This is a genomic window from Buttiauxella sp. BIGb0471 (assembly GCF_024807715.1).
Lineage (GTDB): Bacteria > Pseudomonadota > Gammaproteobacteria > Enterobacterales > Enterobacteriaceae > Buttiauxella > Buttiauxella agrestis.
Genome location: NZ_JANUEU010000007.1, coordinates 148,245 through 167,929 on the forward strand (window position 1 = coordinate 148,245; position 19,685 = coordinate 167,929).

Consider the following 19,685-nt stretch of genomic DNA (forward strand, 5'->3'; position numbering starts at 1 on the left):
GATGCCTCCTTTTAGCGGCGATTAAATTCACGATGCCCTGAACTGTGTTCTCTTGACGGGCTACGTTGCTCACGATGAGCCGATGAGCGATTCAGACTTTGCTGCCCACGCTGGTTTTGCGCCTGCCACGAAGGAGAGCGGCTTTCATTCCCACTAAACGCATTCGGACGCGATACCGCACGTTGTGTCTGGCCGAGATTGTTACTGCTGCGGTGTTGCTGAGCCGTTTCGCGACGCTGTTGCTGCTGCTGTGAAGTCTGACGATGTTCTTGCGATTTCACATTATCGCGGCGCTGTTGTTGCTGTGCTGTCGGGTTGTGCAACTGAGTTTTAGCTGTGTCCCGGCGTTGCTGCTGATTCGCGGATTGGTTGAACTGTTGCTTCGCAGTATTGCGGCGTGAATCCGCATTTTGCGAATCATATCCACGGTAATTATTGCGCTGGGCAATCTGATTCAATTGTTGCGATGAAGCCTTACGTTGGGCATCACGAGAAGCTAATTGCGGCGCTGCCGCATCAATTCTCCCCTTGTTTTGCTGCAACTGTGTGGCTGCTGCTTGTCGTTGGGCATCACGGTTAACGGGCGCTCTTTGAGTGGAACTCAAACCGCCCGCGACGTTGGTCTGATGGTAGCGCTGGGCAACATTGCTGTTGTTATAAGGCACACCATTTCGATAAGCCGGGTTATGTTGCCAGGCAATATTATTGCGATCCTGAATATTTTGCCCGGAGATACGGTTGAAGTTATTAACGTTGTTAATATTGATGTTATTGCCGTTGCCGCCACCATGGTAATCATCATGATGGTGATAATCGTCATCATCCCAGTCGATATTGCTGAATATCGCATAGGTGGTTGCAACACCCAGGCTGAACCCGAGGCCATTCACAAAACTGTTGCTGAATTGTTCCCCCGGAGGTGGTGGGAGATACGTCGGCGGATAAGCGGTATTAGGCCAGGTGCCGTATACCGTGGATGGATTGTAGGTCGGGACATACACCACTTGCGGGTCAGTCGGCTCGATTTTAATCACCGTCTGCGCTGGAGCCGCTGCGACGGTTTTTGATGAAGACGAAGAGGAGCCGGAACTCGCAGGCGCGGCGACCGTCGTATTCTGGTTTACCGTGACAGGCGTACTCGTGACTGTTTGTTGTGGTGTAGTTTTTAAAGCGCCGGTTTGCTGCGCCAGCAAACGCAACTTCTGCACTGAATCCATCAAATCTTGCGGCTGGGCTAAAAATGCATCCCCCAGATTTTGTACCCATTCCGGATTTTCACCCATCAAGGCCATTAACTGCGGGAAGGCGACCAGAGATTTTACGCTCGGATCCCATGGTTGATTTGCCACAGCCTGAATCGCCGCATCCCCTTCAAGTTTTGGGTTATCACGCGACCATTGCACCGCCTGAACCACGTTCGCAGGGTAAGTTGCCGCCATTAATACCTGAGACAAAAGTGGGTCAGGGTAGAGCGCTACAGGTGCAACCCATTGGTCGAGTTGAGCTGTGCTGTAGGCCGGTTGCGCGACTGCCGCTGCGGTCGGTGCAGGCGTTGTAGCTGGAGCAGTTGGTGCCGCTGGAGCCGGTTGTGTGGTCTGTGCCGCGGATGTTGCTACAGGCGTTGTCTGGCTTTTCACATACACAACGCCAGATGCCGCTAAAATTCCGACACTGCAAATGAGGGCAAGAATATGAGGCTTAAAGGGCAACTTCATTTAACTTCTCCTGGTATTCAGAAGTAGAGAGCTATGCCGTAAGGCGGCTGTGTCTGGCGAGTATAGGGAGCTGATAGTTTAATTTTTGACTTAAACGGTGATTCTTGCCGTAAATGTTGTCCGAAACCGTGAAATATTATTTCTGGCTATACAAATTCTGTACAAAACCTCGGGTCTGAACGTCGTTTTTTTGTGTCATTAGGTCATATCGAAAAGGAATGTTTTGTCCTTAACGATTCAGCAAGTATTTAATGTTGCTTTTTTGTAAACACATTCACCCTCCCTGAAAATCCTGCTATGCTGCCCGTCGCGGTACCGGGCATTTACCCTACAAACTGCTGTCTCACAGGAGCGTGAAGAGAATAGCCGGAACCGAAATGACAATGAGAGCGAGGAGAACCGTCGTGCTAGAAGAATACCGTAAGCACGTAGCCGAACGTGCTGCAGATGGGATTGTTCCAAAACCTTTAGAAGCATCCCAAATGGCCGCACTGGTCGAGCTGCTGAAATCCCCGCCAGCGGGTGAAGAAGAATTCCTTTTAGATCTTATTACCAATCGTGTTCCGCCAGGCGTCGATGAAGCCGCCTATGTTAAAGCCGGTTTCCTGGCTGCCCTCACTAAAGGTGAGGCGACCTCCCCGTTAATCTCCCCAGAGAAAGCTGTAGAACTGCTTGGCACCATGCAAGGTGGCTACAACATTCATCCACTGATTGACGCGCTGGATAACGAAAAGCTGGCAGCGATTGCCGCTAAAGCACTGTCCCACACGCTGCTGATGTTCGATAACTTCTACGATGTGGAAGAAAAAGCCAAAGCGGGTAATACCCACGCGCAACAAGTGCTGAAATCCTGGGCTGACGCCGAATGGTTCCTGTCTCGTCCAAAACTGGCTGACAAAATCACCGTTACCGTATTTAAAGTCACCGGTGAAACGAATACCGATGACTTGTCCCCAGCGCCTGATGCCTGGTCACGTCCGGACATTCCTCTGCACGCATTAGCGATGCTGAAAAACGCCCGTGAAGGTATCGAGCCGGACCAGCCTGGAAGCGTTGGCCCGATCAAACAGATCGAAGCGTTAAACAAAAAAGGTTTCCCGCTGGCTTATGTGGGCGACGTTGTCGGTACCGGTTCTTCGCGTAAATCTGCGACTAACTCCGTGCTGTGGTTTATGGGCGATGACATCCCGAACGTGCCGAACAAGCGCGGCGGCGGTGTGGTGCTCGGCGGCAAAATTGCGCCAATCTTCTTCAACACCATGGAAGATGCGGGTGCGCTGCCAATCGAAGTTGACGTAAACGACCTGAACATGGGCGATGTCATTGATATCTATCCATACAAAGGCGAAGTGCGTAACCACGAAACCAACGACGTTATCGCAAACTTCGAGTTGAAAACTGACGTGCTGTTGGACGAAGTTCGTGCCGGTGGCCGTATTCCGCTGATCATCGGTCGCGGTCTGACGACTAAAGCACGTGAAGCGCTGGATCTGCCACGCAGCGAAGTCTTCGTGCAGGCGAAAGATGTTGTCGCCAGTACTCGCGGCTTCTCTCTGGCGCAGAAAATGGTTGGCCGCGCCTGTGGCGTGGACGGCATCCGTCCGAACCAGTACTGCGAACCAAAAATGACGTCTGTCGGTTCTCAGGACACCACAGGTCCAATGACCCGTGATGAGCTGAAAGACCTCGCATGCCTGGGCTTCTCGGCTGATTTAGTGATGCAGTCTTTCTGCCACACTGCCGCTTATCCTAAGCCGGTGGATGTGAACACTCACCACACGCTGCCGGACTTCATCATGAATCGTGGCGGCGTGTCGCTGCGTCCGGGCGATGGCGTTATCCACTCCTGGCTGAACCGTATGCTGCTGCCGGATACCGTCGGTACGGGCGGTGACTCCCACACCCGTTTCCCAATTGGTATTTCCTTCCCGGCGGGCTCTGGTCTGGTCGCGTTTGCTGCGGCAACCGGCGTGATGCCACTGGATATGCCTGAATCGGTGCTGGTGCGCTTCAAAGGCAAAATGCAGCCGGGGATTACTCTGCGCGACCTGGTTCACGCGATTCCGCTGTATGCCATCAAACAAGGCCTGCTGACCGTTGAGAAGAAAGGTAAGAAAAATATCTTCTCTGGTCGCATCCTGGAAATCGAAGGCCTGCCAACGCTGAAAGTCGAGCAGGCGTTTGAGCTGACCGATGCTTCCGCTGAACGTTCTGCTGCCGGCTGTACCATTAAGTTGGATCGCGAGCCGATCGAAGAATACCTGAGCTCTAACATTGTGCTGCTGAAGTGGATGATCGCAGAAGGTTACGGCGATCGTCGTACGCTTGAGCGCCGTATCCAGGGTATGGAAAAATGGCTGGCCGATCCTCAGTTGCTCGAAGCCGATGCCGATGCGGAATACGCAGAGATCATCGAAATTGATCTGAACGATATCAAAGAGCCAATTCTGTGTGCGCCAAACGATCCTGATGATGCACGTCTGCTGTCTGATGTTCAGGGCGAGAAAATCGATGAAGTGTTTATCGGTTCTTGCATGACTAACATCGGCCACTTCCGTGCGGCAGGTAAACTGCTTGATAGCCACAAAGGCCAGTTGCCGACTCGCCTGTGGGTTGCGCCACCAACGCGTATGGATGCCGCTCAGTTGACTGAGGAAGGCTACTACAGCGTGTTTGGTAAGAGCGGTGCGCGTATCGAAATCCCTGGCTGTTCACTGTGCATGGGTAACCAGGCGCGTGTGGCAGATGGTTCAACCGTGGTTTCAACGTCTACGCGTAACTTCCCTAACCGTTTAGGTACTGGCGCTAACGTCTACCTGGCATCCGCAGAGCTGGCAGCAGTGGCTTCACTGCTGGGCAAACTGCCAACGCCTGACGAATACCAGACCTTTATGGCGCAGGTTGATAAGACGGCTGTTGATACTTACCGTTACCTGAACTTTGACAAACTTTCTCAGTACACCGAGAAAGCAGACGGCGTGATTTTCCAGACTGCGGTATAACATTTACCCAATCTGCGACAAGGGAGGCTTAGGCCTCCCTTTTTATTTGCCACCCATGGACCTGAACGCTGTTTTTCGCCGACTTTGCTGCGATACTTACTCTATACGCTAAGGGGTACTGCATTTCCCCAGGCAAGGTAGAGGAAAACACCATGGAATATGAATTTTTGCGTGATGTCACCGGGTTGGTGAAAGTGCGTATGTCGATGGGGCACGAAGTGGTGGGCCATTGGTTTAATGAAGAAGTAAAAGAAAATCTCGGGCTGCTCGACGAAGTCGAAGAGGCGGTAAATTCAGTCAAAGGTAGCGAGCGCCAGTGGCAACGTGTCGGGCATGAATACACTGTGTTGCTCGATGGTGAAGAAGTGATGATTCGCGCTAATCAGCTGGAAATTTCAGGTGATGAAATGGAAGAGGGGATGAACTACTACGATGAAGAAAGCTTGTCCTTCTGCGGCGTTGAAGATTTCATGCTGGTCATCACGGCTTATCGGGATTTTGTCAGTAACCATTAAAAAAAGTCAGACCCATTTGGGTCTGACTGATGTTACTTATTATCGACTTCCACAATCCTGACGTTATACGTCATTGTTGCACCCGGTGGAATTTTCGGCGGCTGCCCCTGGCTGCCGTAGGCTAGCTCAGGCGGTACGACAATCGTAATCGAACCGTGGTTACCTAACCGCTGTAATGGGCCTTTGAAAATAGGCGGATAAGCGCTTAGTGGTTGCGACCAGACTTTATCTGCCACTTCCATATCAGTAATGATGGTGCCATCTGGCAGTGTTTCTTTCATCACAATAGTGACAATATCGTCAGGTTTAATGGCTCCCTGGCCGGCATAATCAATTTTGCTGTAAACACCATCTTTGAATTCCACACCTTTCTGTTTGGCAAACTTATCCTGATATTTTTTGCCTTCATCTCTGGCTTGTTGCTCAATCTTATTCAGGTTTTGGTAGACTTTTTGAGTGGCTTCTTCCAACGCTTTATTCCGCGACACCTCATCAAGTGCAACTTTATCTGCGAAGATATCCTCAATGCCACGTAACACCACGTCTCGCTCGATCGGCACTCCTTGAGCCGCACGGGTGGTCAATTCCTGGAGAACGTCATCACCAAGTGATAAACCGATAGCATACGCTTGCTGTTGTTTGGGCTGTTTAAGATCGAGCTCGACTTTATTGGCATCCGCACTCTGCATCTTCGCGATTTGCTCTGTTAGTTTGGTGATATCACTGGTTTTTGCATCCAACTGCGTTTGAATTTCGCTGCCCTGATTTTTCTGCGCTTCCAGCAATGAAGCTAGCTGTTCTTTCTCTTGCCCACTTTTGAGGAGCAATTGTTCATTGTCACTTAGCTTTTTATTGGCATCTGCCAGTGCATCGTTGGTAGATTTTTCAACCTTTTGCAGATCAATGACTTTCTGTTGTGACTCTTTCAGCTGCTCTTGAGTCTGCAATGCCAGATTTTTGCCTGCGTCTGCAGAATCCAGTTTTAGTTGCAACTGTTTGAGTTGCTCACGTAATGCTTTTTCACTTTCGGACGCGGTTTGTATGGCGGAGGATTTTATATCCAGCTGAGCTTGTAACTGCTTAACAGCATCTTCTTTTTGCGTGGAAATTTTTGTTATAATATCTGCTTTGTCGTTCAATTGTTTTTTGGTTTTATTTTGCTCAGCTTTCAACGCCTCAAGTGAGGTTACCAGTTGAAGCTTTTCACTTCCGAGTTGCGATAATTCTAGCTGGTTGTCTTGTAGTTTTTTACTGGTTTCAGCAAGTTTATCTTCTGCAGTTTTTGCTTGTTTTTGCAGTTCGATAATACTTAGTTGCGACTCTGTAAGTTTTGTCTGAGCTTGTTGGGCTGTCTGTTGATGTGAATTTGCTGCGTCCAATTTCGCCTGCAACTCTTTTACTTGTTCATGTAATTTTTTTTCATTATCAGATTCTGAATTTAAACGCGCTGATTTCATGTCTAGCTGCGCCTGTAATTGGCGAATAGTTTCGTCCTTTTCCGTAAGCCAGGATTTCTGAATATTAACTTTGGCCCGCAATTTTTGGGCTGCATTATTGTTTTGTGCCGGACGAGTGACCGTTTTGGGCTCTATGCTATTGTTTCCATTTTTTTCTTGTGATTGAACATAATTAAGAATTGCAGGAATAGAATCGTTATCGTTTGAGCGCGCGGTAACATTTTCCAGGGCATCTTCCTGCGCATTAGTTATAAACGGCAATGTGAGTAAGCTGATCAGCACGCAAGGGATTCGCAGTCGCGCAAAAGTGAGGGGTTTCATCTTATTGCTTTCTCTCCGCTGGCAACCAGGCTATCCATTAGTGCCTGATTGATATCTGAGCATAGCTTTAGCGTTTTAAACTGATACATAGAATCAACGGTCTGGCGTGTGGTATCGCTTATCTGTGCACGTACTGAATTATACTGAGAGGCGGCATTGACTAACGAATTAAAGCTCTCATTATATTTCTGTGCGCGGCCTGAATTTATCTGTTTTAAAGAATCCAATGCATTACGGCAACTATTGATTGCTGTAACTTGCTCATCGATATTTTCTGGTTGCTTTAACTTCTGTTCAACTGGTGGTGATACCAGTTGCTGTGGCGCTTTGTTGACTACTGATTTCTGTGTGCGTGAGTTTGAATTAGAGCTACAGCCTGCTAATAAAATAATAGCTATGACACACAGATGATTGAGTAAGTTCTTTTTCAAGATGTTTAATCCAAAAATGTAGAGTGCATATTTAAAATGATAATTTCGCCGTTTTATCACAGCCAATAAGATCTTTCAATTCTTTGCCGGAGAAATAAGAATTTCCTGTTACTTTTGATTTAAATCAATTCAATTATCACATTGGTTGATCGGGATGCATTCATTGGTTTTATGTTAATCATTGTTTGATTGGGTTGTTATTATTGTTTAATAATATATTTAAGGTGTTTTATATTTAGGGGGTAAATATTTTGTGCTATGGCAAAATAGTCTGATATTTATAGACTATTTTGCCATTGGATATCTGGGAGGCGTGAATTACTTCACGTAGGCGAGCAAACTTAACGAGTCACGGGCAAGGGATTTACATTTGTTCGCGGTAGGGATAGCGATACCACTTAAGTCACGATAACTATCTTCACCGAGCGCCTTCATATTAAAGGTGTCGTAATTGCTCAAATCCCACTGGTTTTGCTGGGCAAAAAAGACCAGTGCACGGCGAATTTGTCCGTTCGGCAGGTTTTGGTAGCCACAATCATTTTTCAGGAACACAAACACTGCAGTAAGATCGGCCATATCTTCTGCTTCAGACTCGCTAAGTGCCTGACTGCTGGTGGAAAAAGCCATCAACAAGCCCAGGATTAATGCCCTAACTCCCATCTTCATCACATCTACCACTTTTTATCAGATACGAAACGTTAACACAGTTAAATATGGTGCGACGAGATTTATTATCTGCCCTGCAACCCGTATAAAACTTGACCTTCCCCTAAGGGCAGAGTTTATGCTCACTATCACGCCTGCTAATGAAAGGAACTGAATATGCAACGCCGTGATTTTCTAAAATATTCTGCTGCTATTGGCGCTTTTAGCGCGCTGCCGCTCTGGAGTAAAGCGGCACTGGCAGCCGACAGACCCGCATTACCGATCCCCGAAATTCTCGCCCCCGATGCAAAGAATAGCATCCGTTTAGCCGTGCAAGCGGGCAAAAGCACTTTTAATGGCAAGACGGCCACCACGTGGGGCTATAACGGCAATTTACTTGGGCCGGCTTTGCAACTGACGCAGGGCGAAGAAGTCACGGTCGAGATTAATAACCAACTTGCTGAAGAAACTACGGTTCACTGGCATGGATTGGAAGTTCCTGGTGATATCGATGGTGGGCCACAAGGCGTGATCGCCGCTGGTGGCAAACGCACCGTGAAATTCACTCCGCAGCAACGTGCCGCCACTTGCTGGTTCCACCCGCATCAGCATGGCAAAACCGGCCATCAGGTGGCTATGGGGCTGGCGGGATTGGTGCTGATTGACGATCCTGAAAGCCGTGCGCTGCGTTTGCCAAAACAGTGGGGCATTGACGATGTGCCATTAATTATTCAGGACAAACGTTTTGCTGCTGACGGTGAAATTGACTACCAACTGGACGTAATGAGTGCTGCGGTCGGTTGGTTTGGCGATACATTGCTGTGCAACGGCGCGGTGTATCCGCAACATGCTAACCCGCGCGGCTGGCTGCGTTTACGTCTGCTCAATGGCTGTAATGCCCGTTCTCTGAATATTGCCGCCAGCGACAACCGCCCACTTTATGTGATTGGCAGCGACGGTGGCTTACTGGCGGAGCCAGTAAAAGTGACCGAACTGCCAATGCTGATGGGTGAGCGTTTCGAAGTGCTGGTCGATACCCGCGACGGCAAAGCGTTCGATATCGTCACACTGCCGGTTAAACAAATGGGCATGACGGTTGCGCCGTTCGACAAACCGCAGCCTGTGGTGCGTATTCAACCGCTGATTATTGCCGCATCCGGTGATATGCCTGACAAGCTGGCTAACGTTCCCGCAATTCCTGCTCTGGACGGTGTTACCGAGCGTTGGTTACAGCTGATGATGGACCCGATGCTGGACATGATGGGGATGCAAGCGCTGATGGACAAATATGGCCAGCAGGCGATGGCGGGCATGAACATGGCCGGGCATGGCAGCATGATGGGCAATATGGACCACGGAAAGATGGACCATGGCAAAATGAATCATGGTGGTATGAATCACGGCCAGCAGGGCTTTGATTTCCATAATGCCAATAAGATTAACGGCAAAGCATTTGATATGAACACGCCTGCGTTTGCGGTCGAGAAAGGCAAGTACGAGAAATGGACGATTTCCGGTGAAGGCGACATGATGCTGCACCCGTTCCATATTCACGGCACGCAGTTCCGCATTCTGAGCGAAAATGGTAAGCCGGTTGAGGCTCATCGTCAGGGCTGGAAAGATACGGTTCGTGTGGAAGGCGGACGTAGTGAAGTGTTAGTGCGCTTTGAACATGCGGCTGCGAAAGATCAGGCGTATATGGCGCATTGCCATCTGCTGGAACATGAAGATACCGGCATGATGCTTGGGTTTACGGTAGCGTAAAAAAGGCGGATGAACAGAAGTCTGTTCATCCGCCAGTTTTTTACTTAGCGTCGTCCGGCAAAGCGTAAGCGACGATGTAATCGCCCATCTTCGTTCCAAACGAACCATGGCCGCCCGCAGAAATGACCACGTACTGTTTGCCATTCACTTCATAAGTCATCGGCGTTGCCTGTCCACCAGCTGGCAGACGTGCTTCCCACAGCTTGTCACCGTTGCTCATATTGTATGCACGCAGGTAGTTATCTGCGGTTGCGCCAATAAACAACACGTTCCCGGCGGTAGAAATTGGGCCGCCAAGCATCGGCATCCCCATTTTAAACGGCAGTGGGAGCGGTGAGCTGTCGCGAACAGTACCGATTCGTTTCTTCCACACCACTTCGTTGGTTTTCAAATCTACCGCAGAAATGTAGCCCCACGCCGGTTGCTTACACGGCAGACCAAACGGAGAGAGGAACGGATTCAGCGTCACGCCATACGGTACGCCGTATTGTGGCTGGATGCCCGTTTCAGTGCCTGAACCTTTGGCATCTTTCGGCGGCTCCATCGGGTTGCCAGGACCGCGAGGCATCAGCCTGGAAACAAACGGCAGCGCCATTGGGTTAGCAATCGCAACCTGACGATTCGGGTCAACGGAAATGCCGCCCCATTCGAACATCCCCAGGTTGCCAGGGAACACCAGCGTGCCTTGCTCGGAAGGTGGAGTGAAAATGCCTTCATAACGCAGCTTGTGGAAGATAATGCGGCAGACCATCTGGTCGTACAGCGTTGCACCCCACATATCCGCACCGCTCAGGTCTTTTTTGGGACGGAAACTCAAATCCGAGAACGGCTGAGTTGGCGTCACGTAATCACCTTTCGCAGCGCCTTGTGGCACTGGTTTTTCCGGAGCCGGAACCACCAGTTTGCCGTCACGGCGGTCGAGCACAAAAATGTTACCGGTTTTCGCAGGCGCGTAGATAACCGGAACGGTTTCGCCTTTAACGGTAATATCCGCAAGTGTTGGCTGCGACGGCATGTCCATATCCCACAAGTCATGGTGAACTGTTTGATAAGACCAGGCCAGTTTGCCGGTGGTGGCGTTCAGCGCCAGAATGCTGCTGGCATAACGTTCCTGTTCAGGTGTGCGATTCCCGCCCCAGATATCTGGCGTGGTAACACCCATCGGCAGGTACACCAAATCAAGCTTCGCGTCGTAGGCCGCAGGTGCCCAGGAGTTTGGCGAGTTAATGGTGAAGTGGTGTTCATCGCCCGGAACGGTATTCGGGTCTTTCGCACCTGGGTCAAATGCCCACAGCAGCTTGCCGCTGTTCACATCAAAGCCACGAATCACACCAGACGGCTCGCGCGTCGAGTAGTTATCGGTCACAGCACCTGCAATCACGATCACTTTATCGGTGATGATGGGCGGCGAAGTCGGCTCATACATACCTGGTGTAGTGACCGGCATGTTGGTTTGTAGATTCAGAATGCCTTTGTTAGCAAAGCTTTCGCACAGCTGACCGTTATCGGCATTAATCGCAAACAGGCGGCCATCATTCACCGGAAGAATGATTCGACGTGGGCAGTCTGAAACCACATCCGGGCTTGAGTTAGCCGCTGTTGCTTCGTGGTAAGAAACACCACGGCAGGTCACGTGCTGGAACGAAGGGTTGGTATCCAGACGCGGATCGAACTTCCACTTCTGCTTACCGGTGGCTGCATCCAGCGCAAATAATTGCTGGTGCGCAGTACACAGGTACAGCGTGTCGCGGATTTTAATCGGGGTCACTTCGTTCGTGATTTCACCCGGATCGGTAGGGCGTTTCACATCACCAGTCTGGAAGGTCCACGCTTCTTTAAGCTCACCGACGTTTTTATCGTTGATCTGCTTTAAAGGAGAGTAGCGTTGGCCTTCCTGGTTGCGACCATACGCAGGCCAGTCGGCATCCGGAATGGTGGCGCTCGCCGCCGGAGGCGTTTGAGCATCAGCACTGAGCGTGCCGTTGATCTCTTGCGGGTCGTTAAATACCGCCCAGACCAGCCCAATCACGGTGAGCACGAGTACCGCGCCCAATGCCGGAGCCGCACCCGCTGATGGCTTAATCAGCTGACGGTACACAAACGGCAGCAGTAACCACACGCCGAAGAAGAACAGTACGTCTAAACGCGGGGTTAATGCCCAGAAATCGAAACCGACTTCCCAGACAGACCACGCGACGGTGCAAAGCAGTAATACGGCGTAAATCCAAAGTGCCAGAGCTTTACGTTGCCAAAGTAACCATGCGGTGATGAGCATCACCGCGCCTGCAATTGGGTAGTACCAGGACCCACCAATTGCTACTAACCATATCCCGCCAATAAATAAATACAGTCCGCTCAGTACCGCAAACAGGACTGTTAAGGTTGCGATGACTCGCGAACCACTGTTATTTGTTTTCACAATTATCACGCTCTTAAAAGTTTGATAGCAACTCATTATAGTTATTAACAAGTGTGATATTCATCACATAAATGGCTTTTTTACCAATTGGGCACGGGAATGGGTTTTGCTGTTATACTGCTGGCCTGAATATTTTGTGTTGGCTGATATTTGACCGACATCGAATGATTTATTTTTAAATCATATGGTTATAACTATGAAACATACTGTTGAAGTGATGATCCCCGAAGCGGAGATCAAAGCCCGTATCGCTGAACTGGGTCGTGAGATCACTGAACATTATCGTGATAGCGGTAGTGATATGGTGCTGGTTGGCCTGCTGCGTGGCTCATTTATGTTCATGGCGGATTTGTGCCGTGAAGTGCAAGTGCCCCACGAAGTCGATTTTATGACCGCATCGAGTTACGGCAGCGGCATGTCTACCACCCGTGATGTGAAAATCCTGAAAGACCTTGATGAGGATATTCGCGGTAAAGATGTGCTGATCGTCGAAGATATTATCGACTCCGGTAATACCTTGAGCAAAGTGCGTGAGATCCTGAGTCTGCGTGAGCCAAAATCACTGGCTATTTGTACGCTGCTGGATAAACCGGAACGCCGCGAAGTAGACGTGAATGTTGAGTGGGTTGGTTTCGCCATTCCTGACGAGTTCGTAGTCGGCTACGGTATTGATTACGCTCAGCGTTATCGCCATCTGCCGTACGTCGGCAAAGTGGTTCTGCTGGACGAATAAGTCGATAGCATCCATTAAAAAAGGGCCATTAAGGCCCTTTTTGCTATCTGACTTACTGCGAAGGTGTTCTATTCTTATGGCTGATATGGGAGTTTTGCAGGTTTGAAATCCCGCTGCGGTAACCTTGCTCCAGCGATTCGCGGCTGGTAGCGGTGACTTCTAAATCGCGCAGGCGACCATCGTGAATACCGTAAGCCCAACCGTGAACTGTCACTTTTTGCCCGCGTTTCCACGCAGACTGCATAATGGTGGAATGACCGAGGTTATAAACCTGCTCCATCACATTCAGCTCGCAAAGTGTGTCCAGGCGCTGCTCCGGCGGGAGTTCTCCCAGCAGCGAGCTATGCTTGAACCAGATATCGCGAATGTGTAGCAACCAGTTGTTGATAAGCCCTAAGTCCGGGTTCTCAACCGCCGCTTGTACACCGCCACATCCGTAGTGACCGCAAATAATAATGTGTTCAACTTCAAGAACATCAACCGCATACTGCACAACGGAAAGGCAATTCAAGTCCGTATGAATAACCAGGTTTGCGACATTACGGTGAACAAACAACTCGCCAGGCTCAAGGCCGGTCAGACGCTCTGCGGGTACACGACTATCAGAACAGCCAATCCACAAGAAGCGAGGCTTTTGGGCTTGAGACAAACGTTCGAAAAAGCCCGGGTCTTCGTCCTCCATCAGTTTTGACCAGACCTGGTTATTGCTGATGAGGGTATCTATGTCTTTCATGGAAGTTAACAACCTGTAACGGAAGAAGTGCGTTGAGGTAATATAGGGCAACTGATAGTGCAACTGAAATAATTTTTAAACAGCTTAACTTTTTTGTACCGGACAAGGTAACCGTATATCCATGACAATTGCATTAGAACTGGAACAGTTAACGAAAACCTATCCCGGCGGTGTTCAGGCGCTGCGTGGCATAGATCTTCGTGTTGAAGCAGGTGATTTTTATGCGCTGCTGGGGCCGAATGGCGCAGGGAAATCCACCACCATCGGTATCATCAGTTCGCTGGTTAACAAAACTTCTGGCCGGGTTCGTGTGTTTGGTTACGACCTGGAAAAAGACGTGGTTAACGCTAAACGTCAGCTCGGACTGGTGCCACAAGAATTTAACTTCAACCCGTTTGAAACCGTGCAGCAAATTGTGGTGCATCAGGCGGGTTATTACGGCGTCGAACGTGCGGATGCCATCGCGCGTAGCGAAAAGTATCTGAAACAGCTCGATCTGTGGGAAAAACGCAACGAACGTGCGCGTATGTTATCCGGCGGCATGAAGCGCCGTTTGATGATTGCCCGTGCCTTAATGCATGAGCCAAAACTGCTGATCCTCGATGAGCCAACAGCGGGTGTTGATATCGAACTTCGCCGTTCTATGTGGGGCTTCCTGAAGGATCTGAATGATAAAGGCACCACCATCATTCTGACCACTCACTACCTTGAAGAAGCAGAAATGCTCTGCCGCAATATCGGCATTATTCAAAACGGCGAGCTGGTAGAAAACACCTCGATGAAGTCATTACTTTCAAAGCTGAAATCAGAAACGTTTATTCTCGATCTTGCGCCGAAAAGCCCGCTGCCAAAACTCGATGGCTACCAGTATCGCCTGGTGGACACCTCAACACTTGAAGTGGAAGTGCTGCGTGAGCAAGGGATTAATAGCGTATTCAGCCAGTTAAGCTCGCAAGGAGTTCAGGTGTTAAGTATGCGTAACAAAGCTAACCGTCTGGAAGAGTTGTTCGTCACGCTGGTTAACGGCCCGAAAGGAGGAAAGGCATGATGCATCTCTATTGGGTCGCGTTAAAAAGTATCTGGACCAAAGAAATTCACCGTTTCACACGTATCTGGATTCAAACTTTGGTGCCGCCAGTCATCACCATGACGTTGTATTTTATTATCTTTGGTAATCTGATTGGCTCGCAGATCGGCTCCATGCATGGTTTCACCTACATGCAATTTATCGTGCCGGGTTTGATCATGATGGCGGTGATCACCAACTCTTATGCCAACGTGGCTTCTTCATTCTTTAGCGCCAAATTCCAGCGCAACATTGAAGAGTTGCTGGTGGCTCCGGTTCCAACGCACATTATCATCGCGGGCTACGTTGGCGGTGGAGTGGCGCGTGGCCTGTGTGTCGGCATTCTGGTGACGGCAGTTTCATTGTTCTTCGTGCCATTCCAGGTTCACTCGTGGCTGTTTGTCGCGTTGACGCTGTTACTGACCGCCATTTTGTTCTCGCTGGCCGGTTTGCTTAACGCCGTGTTTGCCAAAACCTTTGACGACATCAGCCTGATTCCCACCTTCGTGTTGACTCCGCTGACCTATTTAGGCGGCGTGTTCTACTCTCTTTCATTGCTGCCACCTTTCTGGAAAGCGCTGTCTCACCTTAACCCGGTGGTGTATATGATTAGCGGCTTCCGTTATGGTTTCCTCGGCATCAATGACGTGCCGCTGTTGTTTACCGTTGCGGTGCTGGTGGGCTTTATCCTGGCCTTCTACATTCTGTGCTGGTATCTGATTCAACGCGGTCGCGGCCTGCGCAGCTAACATATACCCCCCCCGAAATGGGGGGTTATCGAAGAATTTTCTTACTCAGTTTTGATTAGCATCAGGGAGCTTACTTTTCGCTCTGGCACACTTGCGCTCTGCGAAAAGGAGAACGCCATGTTAGGTTGGGTTATTGCCGGTCATGACTACTATGCTCAGGATATGCTGGATGCGATCGAGCGACGTTTTGGCCCACAGCCGCAATGCTGCGCGGTGAATTACTGGAAAGGGTTGAGCACCAATATGCTGAGCCGAATGATGTGCGATGCGTTGTATAACTGCGATTCCGGCGATGGCGTTATTTTTCTGACCGACCAAACCGGTGCGGCGCCATACCGTACTGCGGCGCTGATGAGCCACCAACATTCTCATTGCGAGGTGATTTCTGGCGTTACGCTTCCCACGTTATTTGCGATGCGCGCCCAGCGCGAAACGCTAACCAGCGAACAATTTCGCGACCGCATTGTTGAGCAAGGTGGCGGTGATATCACCAGCCTTTGGCATCAACAACAAAAGAATCCCCCGTTCGTCCTACTCCACCAATATTGATTTGAGAGGTTGGTATTGAGTGAGCTTTTGTTAGAATGGCGACTCTTTCCGCCATTGAGACACTCAGTGCAATCAAACTCGTTATGCTAACTCGCCTTCTTTTTTCCGTGTTGATGCTAATTTGCGGCAGCAGTGCGAATGCCAGCCTGCTCAGCAGCCATCACACCCCCGCGCAATACATGCAGACCACCGAAGACGCCGATATCTGGGCGCAGGTTGGGGACAAAGTCATTTCTGTTGGCACAATTGAGGAAGGGCAGATATTGGCCGTCGTGCCAATTGCCGCGGATTATTATGAGTTTAGTTTCGGTTTTGGTACCGGTTTTATTGATAAAACCCATCTGGAACCGGTGTCGGGTAAACAGCGCGTCGAAGACCGACTGGGTGATTTGAACAAGCCACTCAGTAATCAAAATCTGGTCACTTTCCGCGATGTCACCGTATACAACGCACCCGACAACGGCAGCGCACCGTTTGGCACGCTGGCAGATAATTTGCGTTACCCGATTATTGCTAAACTGAAAGACAGGTTGAACCAGACCTGGTATCAAATCCGGATTGGCAATCGTCTTGGGTATGTCAGCAGCCTTGATGCACAGCCCGATAACGGCATTCCGGTGCTCACCTATCATCACATCTTGCGCGATGAAGAGAACACCCGCTTCCGTCATACCTCAACCACTACCTCGGTTGTTGCATTCAGCAACCAAATGACATGGCTGCGCGATACGGGTTACACCACACTCACGATGTACCAGCTTGAAGGCTATGTGCGTAACCGTATGAACCTGCCAGCGCGGGCGGTGGTGATTACGTTTGATGATGGTCTGAAATCGGTTTATCGCTACGCTTACCCGATTCTTAAAGAGTACGGCTTTAAAGCGACGTCCTTTATTATTTCGTCGCGCATAAAAGCGCACCCGCAACTCTGGAACCCAAAATCGCTGCAATTTATGAGCCTCTCGGAATTGCAGGGCAGTCAGGATGTGTTTGATATCCAGTCGCATACGCATTTTTTGCATCGCGTTGACGCCAACCGCCAACCGACACTTCTACGCCGAACCTATCGCAATATTCTGCTCGATTTTGAGCATTCAAGACGCGCGCTGGCCCAGTTTAATCCGCATGTTTTATACCTGTCGTATCCGTTTGGCGGCTACAACGATAAAGCGGTACAAGCTGCGAATGATGCGGGGTTCCATATGGCGGTGACAACGGTGCGCGGGAAGGTGAAACCGGGAGATAATCCGTTTTTGCTAAAACGGCTTTATATTCTGCGTACTGATTCGCTGGAAACGATGTCGCGGCTTATCAGTAACCAGCCGCAGTCTTGAAGGGTGTAATGGTTTTGTAGGGTGGATAAGCGAAAGCGTCATCCACCAAAACGTCAATTATGTCGGGTGACGCTTCGCTTACCCGACCTACAATTCCTCAATGGCTACGCCACCTGAACCGGTACGGCTTTCGCCAGGCGTTTCATTTCGTTATCGCCATCGAAATAGGCCACTTTTGGCTGCCAGCTACGCGCTTGCTCATCCGGCATGGTGACGTAAGTCGCGATAATCAGAATGTCACCAACATCGGCACAATGTGCCGCTGCGCCATTTACCGAAATGATTTTAGAACCACGTTCGCCAGCAATAGCGTAAGTTGAAAAACGCTTACCGTTGGTGACGTTATAAATATCAATGGCTTCATATTCCAGAATGCCTGCCGCCTCAAGGAAGTCCTGATCGATGGCGCAGGAGCCTTCATAGTGCAAATCCGCCTGCGTCACTTTGACACGGTGAAGTTTGCCTTGCAGCATGGTGCGTATCATAGCTTAAACCTTCATCACTAGAGTTACGTAAGCAGCAAGCCAGAATGCTTGCCACCGGAATTTAGTCGGGCAGTATTGCCCGATTTTATGACGCTGTCTACTGCGCCAGCTCGACCTGCATATTATCAATCAAACGCGCCTGGCCTAGCCACGCGGCCATAAGCACAACCGCGCGTTTGCTCTCAACATTCAGCTCCAGCAGGGTATCGGCATCGCGGATTTGCAGGTCGTCGGAACGGAAGCCTTTTTCGTTAAGCTCGGTTGCGGCAATCGCCAGCATCTCTTCGGTATCACGCTCACCGGCACGCAGTTTATCGGCAAGGGATTGCATCACCTTGTGCAGACCGGGTGCGATTTTGCGCTGCTCGGCGGTCAAGTAGCCATTGCGTGAACTCAGCGCCAGACCATCTTTTGCACGCACCGTTGGCACGCCGATGATTTCAATGTCGTAGCCCATGTCCGCCACCATTTTGCGAATCACGGCGACTTGCTGGAAGTCTTTTTCGCCGAAGCAAGCGATGTCAGGCTGCACCATATTAAACAGCTTGCTGACGATGGTCGAAACGCCACGGAAATGCCCAGGGCGGCTTGCGCCTTCAAGCATTGTCGAAAGGCCTGGCACTTCGACAAAGGTCTGAGAATCCAGGCCTTGCGGATAAATATCGGCAGGAGCAGGTGCAAATACCAAATCCACTTTGCGACGATTCAGTTTTTCGCAATCTTCCTGCAAGGTGCGCGGATATCGGGTTAAATCGTCCGGACGGTCAAACTGCATTGGATTAACAAAAATAGTGGTGACCACCACATCGGCGCGGCTTTTGGCATCATCGACCAGCTTCATATGCCCGTCGTGCAGGTTGCCCATCGTCGGCACCAGCGCGATGCGTTTGCCTTCCTGGCGCCAGCGGCGAATTTGCTGACGTAACAGCGGTATGGTTTCGATAATCAACACAACCCTTCTCCTGTCAGTGGAAACTGTGTTCTTCACCTGGATAGGTGCCGGACTCAACTTCGGAAATGTACTGTCGCACCGCAGCGCGCATATCACCGGTTCCGGTGAGGAAGTTCTTCGCAAACTTTGGAATATGGCCGCCAGTAATGCCAAATGCATCATGCATCACCAGAATCTGCCCGTCAGTGACGTTGCCTGCACCGATGCCGATAACCGGAATGGTCAGCGCCTCGGTGATGCGTTTCGCCAGTGCAACCGGCACGCATTCCAGCACTAACAATTGTGCTCCTGCGGCTTCGAGAGCAACGGCATCATCAAACAGCGTTTGAGCGGCAGCCTCATCACGTCCCTGAATTTTATAGCCACCGAAGATGTTGACCGATTGCGGCGTCAGACCCAAATGCCCGCAAACGGGTACGGCACGCTCGGTCAGCATTTTGACAGTGTCAGCCAGCCAACGACCGCCTTCGAGCTTGACCATATTGGCACCGGCGCGCATCAGTTCGGCGGAGTTGGCAAAGGTTTGTTCAGGCGTGGCGTAAGACATAAACGGCAGGTCGGCCAGCAGCAGGCAATTTGACGCACCACGGCGCACGGCGCGTGTGTGGTAGGCAATATCCTGCACGGTGACGGGCAGAGTGGAGTCGTGGCCCTGAACGGTCATCCCTAACGAATCGCCAACCAGCATCACGCCAATGCCTTCATCGGCAAACAGTTTTGCAAAGCTGAAATCGTAGGCGGTGATTGTCGCGAATTTGCGTTGAGCCTGTTTCCACTGGCGCAACTGAGACATGGTGGTTGGTTTCATGGCAGTC

The 19,685-nt window shown here is 50.3% G+C and carries 17 protein-coding genes; 8 read left to right on the forward strand and 9 right to left on the reverse strand.

Going from position 1 to position 19,685, the window contains the following annotated elements; genetic code table 11:
* Window positions 1-11: 11 nt before the first annotated feature.
* Window positions 12-1,715 carry a DUF3300 domain-containing protein gene (locus tag M2371_RS19380; protein WP_259268488.1) on the reverse strand — a complete coding sequence of 568 codons (1,704 nt, stop codon included), beginning with the start codon at window positions 1,713-1,715 and terminating at the stop codon, window positions 12-14.
* A gap of 404 nt (window positions 1,716-2,119) precedes the next feature.
* On the opposite strand from M2371_RS19380, the gene acnB reads away from it, so the two are divergent.
* Together acnB and yacL are read left to right on the forward strand one after the other, a co-directional pair.
* Window positions 2,120-4,717, forward strand: coding sequence for a bifunctional aconitate hydratase 2/2-methylisocitrate dehydratase (gene acnB / locus M2371_RS19385; protein ID WP_172895517.1), 2,598 nt, complete (start codon window positions 2,120-2,122; stop codon window positions 4,715-4,717).
* Window positions 4,718-4,869: 152 nt separating this feature from the next.
* Window positions 4,870-5,232 carry a protein YacL gene (gene yacL / locus M2371_RS19390; protein WP_259268489.1) on the forward strand — a complete coding sequence of 121 codons (363 nt, stop codon included), beginning with the start codon at window positions 4,870-4,872 and terminating at the stop codon, window positions 5,230-5,232.
* Window positions 5,233-5,264: 32 nt separating this feature from the next.
* On the opposite strand, the gene M2371_RS19395 is transcribed toward yacL, so the two are convergent.
* From M2371_RS19395 to M2371_RS19405, 3 genes are all read right to left on the reverse strand, one after another.
* Window positions 5,265-7,010 (reverse strand): FKBP-type peptidyl-prolyl cis-trans isomerase N-terminal domain-containing protein, encoded by a 1,746-nt coding sequence (locus M2371_RS19395; protein ID WP_259268490.1) that lies wholly within the window; start codon window positions 7,008-7,010, stop codon window positions 5,265-5,267.
* Window positions 7,007-7,441, reverse strand: coding sequence for a hypothetical protein (locus tag M2371_RS19400; protein ID WP_259268491.1), 435 nt, complete (start codon window positions 7,439-7,441; stop codon window positions 7,007-7,009). The genes M2371_RS19395 and M2371_RS19400 overlap by 4 nt, the downstream gene beginning before the upstream one ends.
* Window positions 7,442-7,759: 318 nt before the next feature.
* The gene (locus tag M2371_RS19405) at window positions 7,760-8,107 is read right to left on the reverse strand and encodes a YacC family pilotin-like protein (protein ID WP_034493417.1); all 348 of its coding nucleotides are present in this window, start codon (window positions 8,105-8,107) and stop codon (window positions 7,760-7,762) included.
* Between the two features lie 156 nt (window positions 8,108-8,263).
* On the opposite strand from M2371_RS19405, the gene cueO reads away from it, so the two are divergent.
* Entirely contained in the window at window positions 8,264-9,850 is a 1,587-nt protein-coding gene (gene cueO / locus M2371_RS19410; RefSeq protein WP_259268492.1) for a multicopper oxidase CueO, read from the forward strand.
* Window positions 9,851-9,890: 40 nt separating this feature from the next.
* Here cueO and M2371_RS19415 read toward each other — a convergent pair whose 3' ends face one another.
* Complete coding sequence (locus M2371_RS19415; RefSeq protein ID WP_404979413.1) at window positions 9,891-12,305, reverse strand: glucose/quinate/shikimate family membrane-bound PQQ-dependent dehydrogenase; 2,415 nt, start codon at window positions 12,303-12,305, stop codon at window positions 9,891-9,893.
* Window positions 12,306-12,465: 160 nt separating this feature from the next.
* Here M2371_RS19415 and hpt point away from each other — a divergent pair, with 160 nt between their 5' ends.
* On the forward strand, window positions 12,466-13,002 hold the full coding sequence (hpt, locus tag M2371_RS19420) for a hypoxanthine phosphoribosyltransferase (protein WP_034460899.1): 537 nt from the start codon (window positions 12,466-12,468) through the stop codon (window positions 13,000-13,002).
* A 52-nt stretch (window positions 13,003-13,054) separates the two neighbouring features.
* Here the strand turns inward: hpt and can are convergent, their stop codons facing one another.
* Window positions 13,055-13,735: a carbonate dehydratase gene (can, locus tag M2371_RS19425; RefSeq protein WP_034493430.1), complete on the reverse strand. Its 681-nt coding sequence runs from the start codon at window positions 13,733-13,735 to the stop codon at window positions 13,055-13,057.
* Window positions 13,736-13,856: 121 nt separating this feature from the next.
* Here can and M2371_RS19430 point away from each other — a divergent pair, with 121 nt between their 5' ends.
* From M2371_RS19430 to M2371_RS19445, 4 genes are all read left to right on the forward strand, one after another.
* Window positions 13,857-14,783, forward strand: coding sequence for an ABC transporter ATP-binding protein (locus tag M2371_RS19430; protein WP_034493432.1), 927 nt, complete (start codon window positions 13,857-13,859; stop codon window positions 14,781-14,783).
* Entirely contained in the window at window positions 14,780-15,550 is a 771-nt protein-coding gene (locus tag M2371_RS19435) for an ABC transporter permease (RefSeq protein ID WP_034493435.1), read from the forward strand. Before M2371_RS19430 ends, M2371_RS19435 begins: the two co-directional genes overlap by 4 nt.
* 117 nt (window positions 15,551-15,667) lie before the next feature.
* Complete coding sequence (locus tag M2371_RS19440; protein ID WP_115630791.1) at window positions 15,668-16,099, forward strand: PTS sugar transporter subunit IIA; 432 nt, start codon at window positions 15,668-15,670, stop codon at window positions 16,097-16,099.
* A gap of 83 nt (window positions 16,100-16,182) precedes the next feature.
* A complete protein-coding gene (locus tag M2371_RS19445; protein ID WP_115631898.1) occupies window positions 16,183-17,433 on the forward strand; it encodes a polysaccharide deacetylase family protein in 1,251 nt (416 codons plus the stop codon).
* Between the two features lie 104 nt (window positions 17,434-17,537).
* Here M2371_RS19445 and panD read toward each other — a convergent pair whose 3' ends face one another.
* The 3 genes from panD to panB all read right to left on the reverse strand — a co-directional run bounded on the left by panD (window position 17,538) and on the right by panB (window position 19,678).
* The gene (gene panD / locus M2371_RS19450) at window positions 17,538-17,918 is read right to left on the reverse strand and encodes an aspartate 1-decarboxylase (RefSeq protein ID WP_034493438.1); all 381 of its coding nucleotides are present in this window, start codon (window positions 17,916-17,918) and stop codon (window positions 17,538-17,540) included.
* A 97-nt stretch (window positions 17,919-18,015) separates the two neighbouring features.
* On the reverse strand, window positions 18,016-18,870 hold the full coding sequence (gene panC, locus M2371_RS19455) for a pantoate--beta-alanine ligase (protein ID WP_259268493.1): 855 nt from the start codon (window positions 18,868-18,870) through the stop codon (window positions 18,016-18,018).
* A 13-nt stretch (window positions 18,871-18,883) separates the two neighbouring features.
* Window positions 18,884-19,678 carry a 3-methyl-2-oxobutanoate hydroxymethyltransferase gene (gene panB, locus M2371_RS19460; RefSeq protein WP_259268494.1) on the reverse strand — a complete coding sequence of 265 codons (795 nt, stop codon included), beginning with the start codon at window positions 19,676-19,678 and terminating at the stop codon, window positions 18,884-18,886.
* Window positions 19,679-19,685 lie beyond the last annotated feature (7 nt).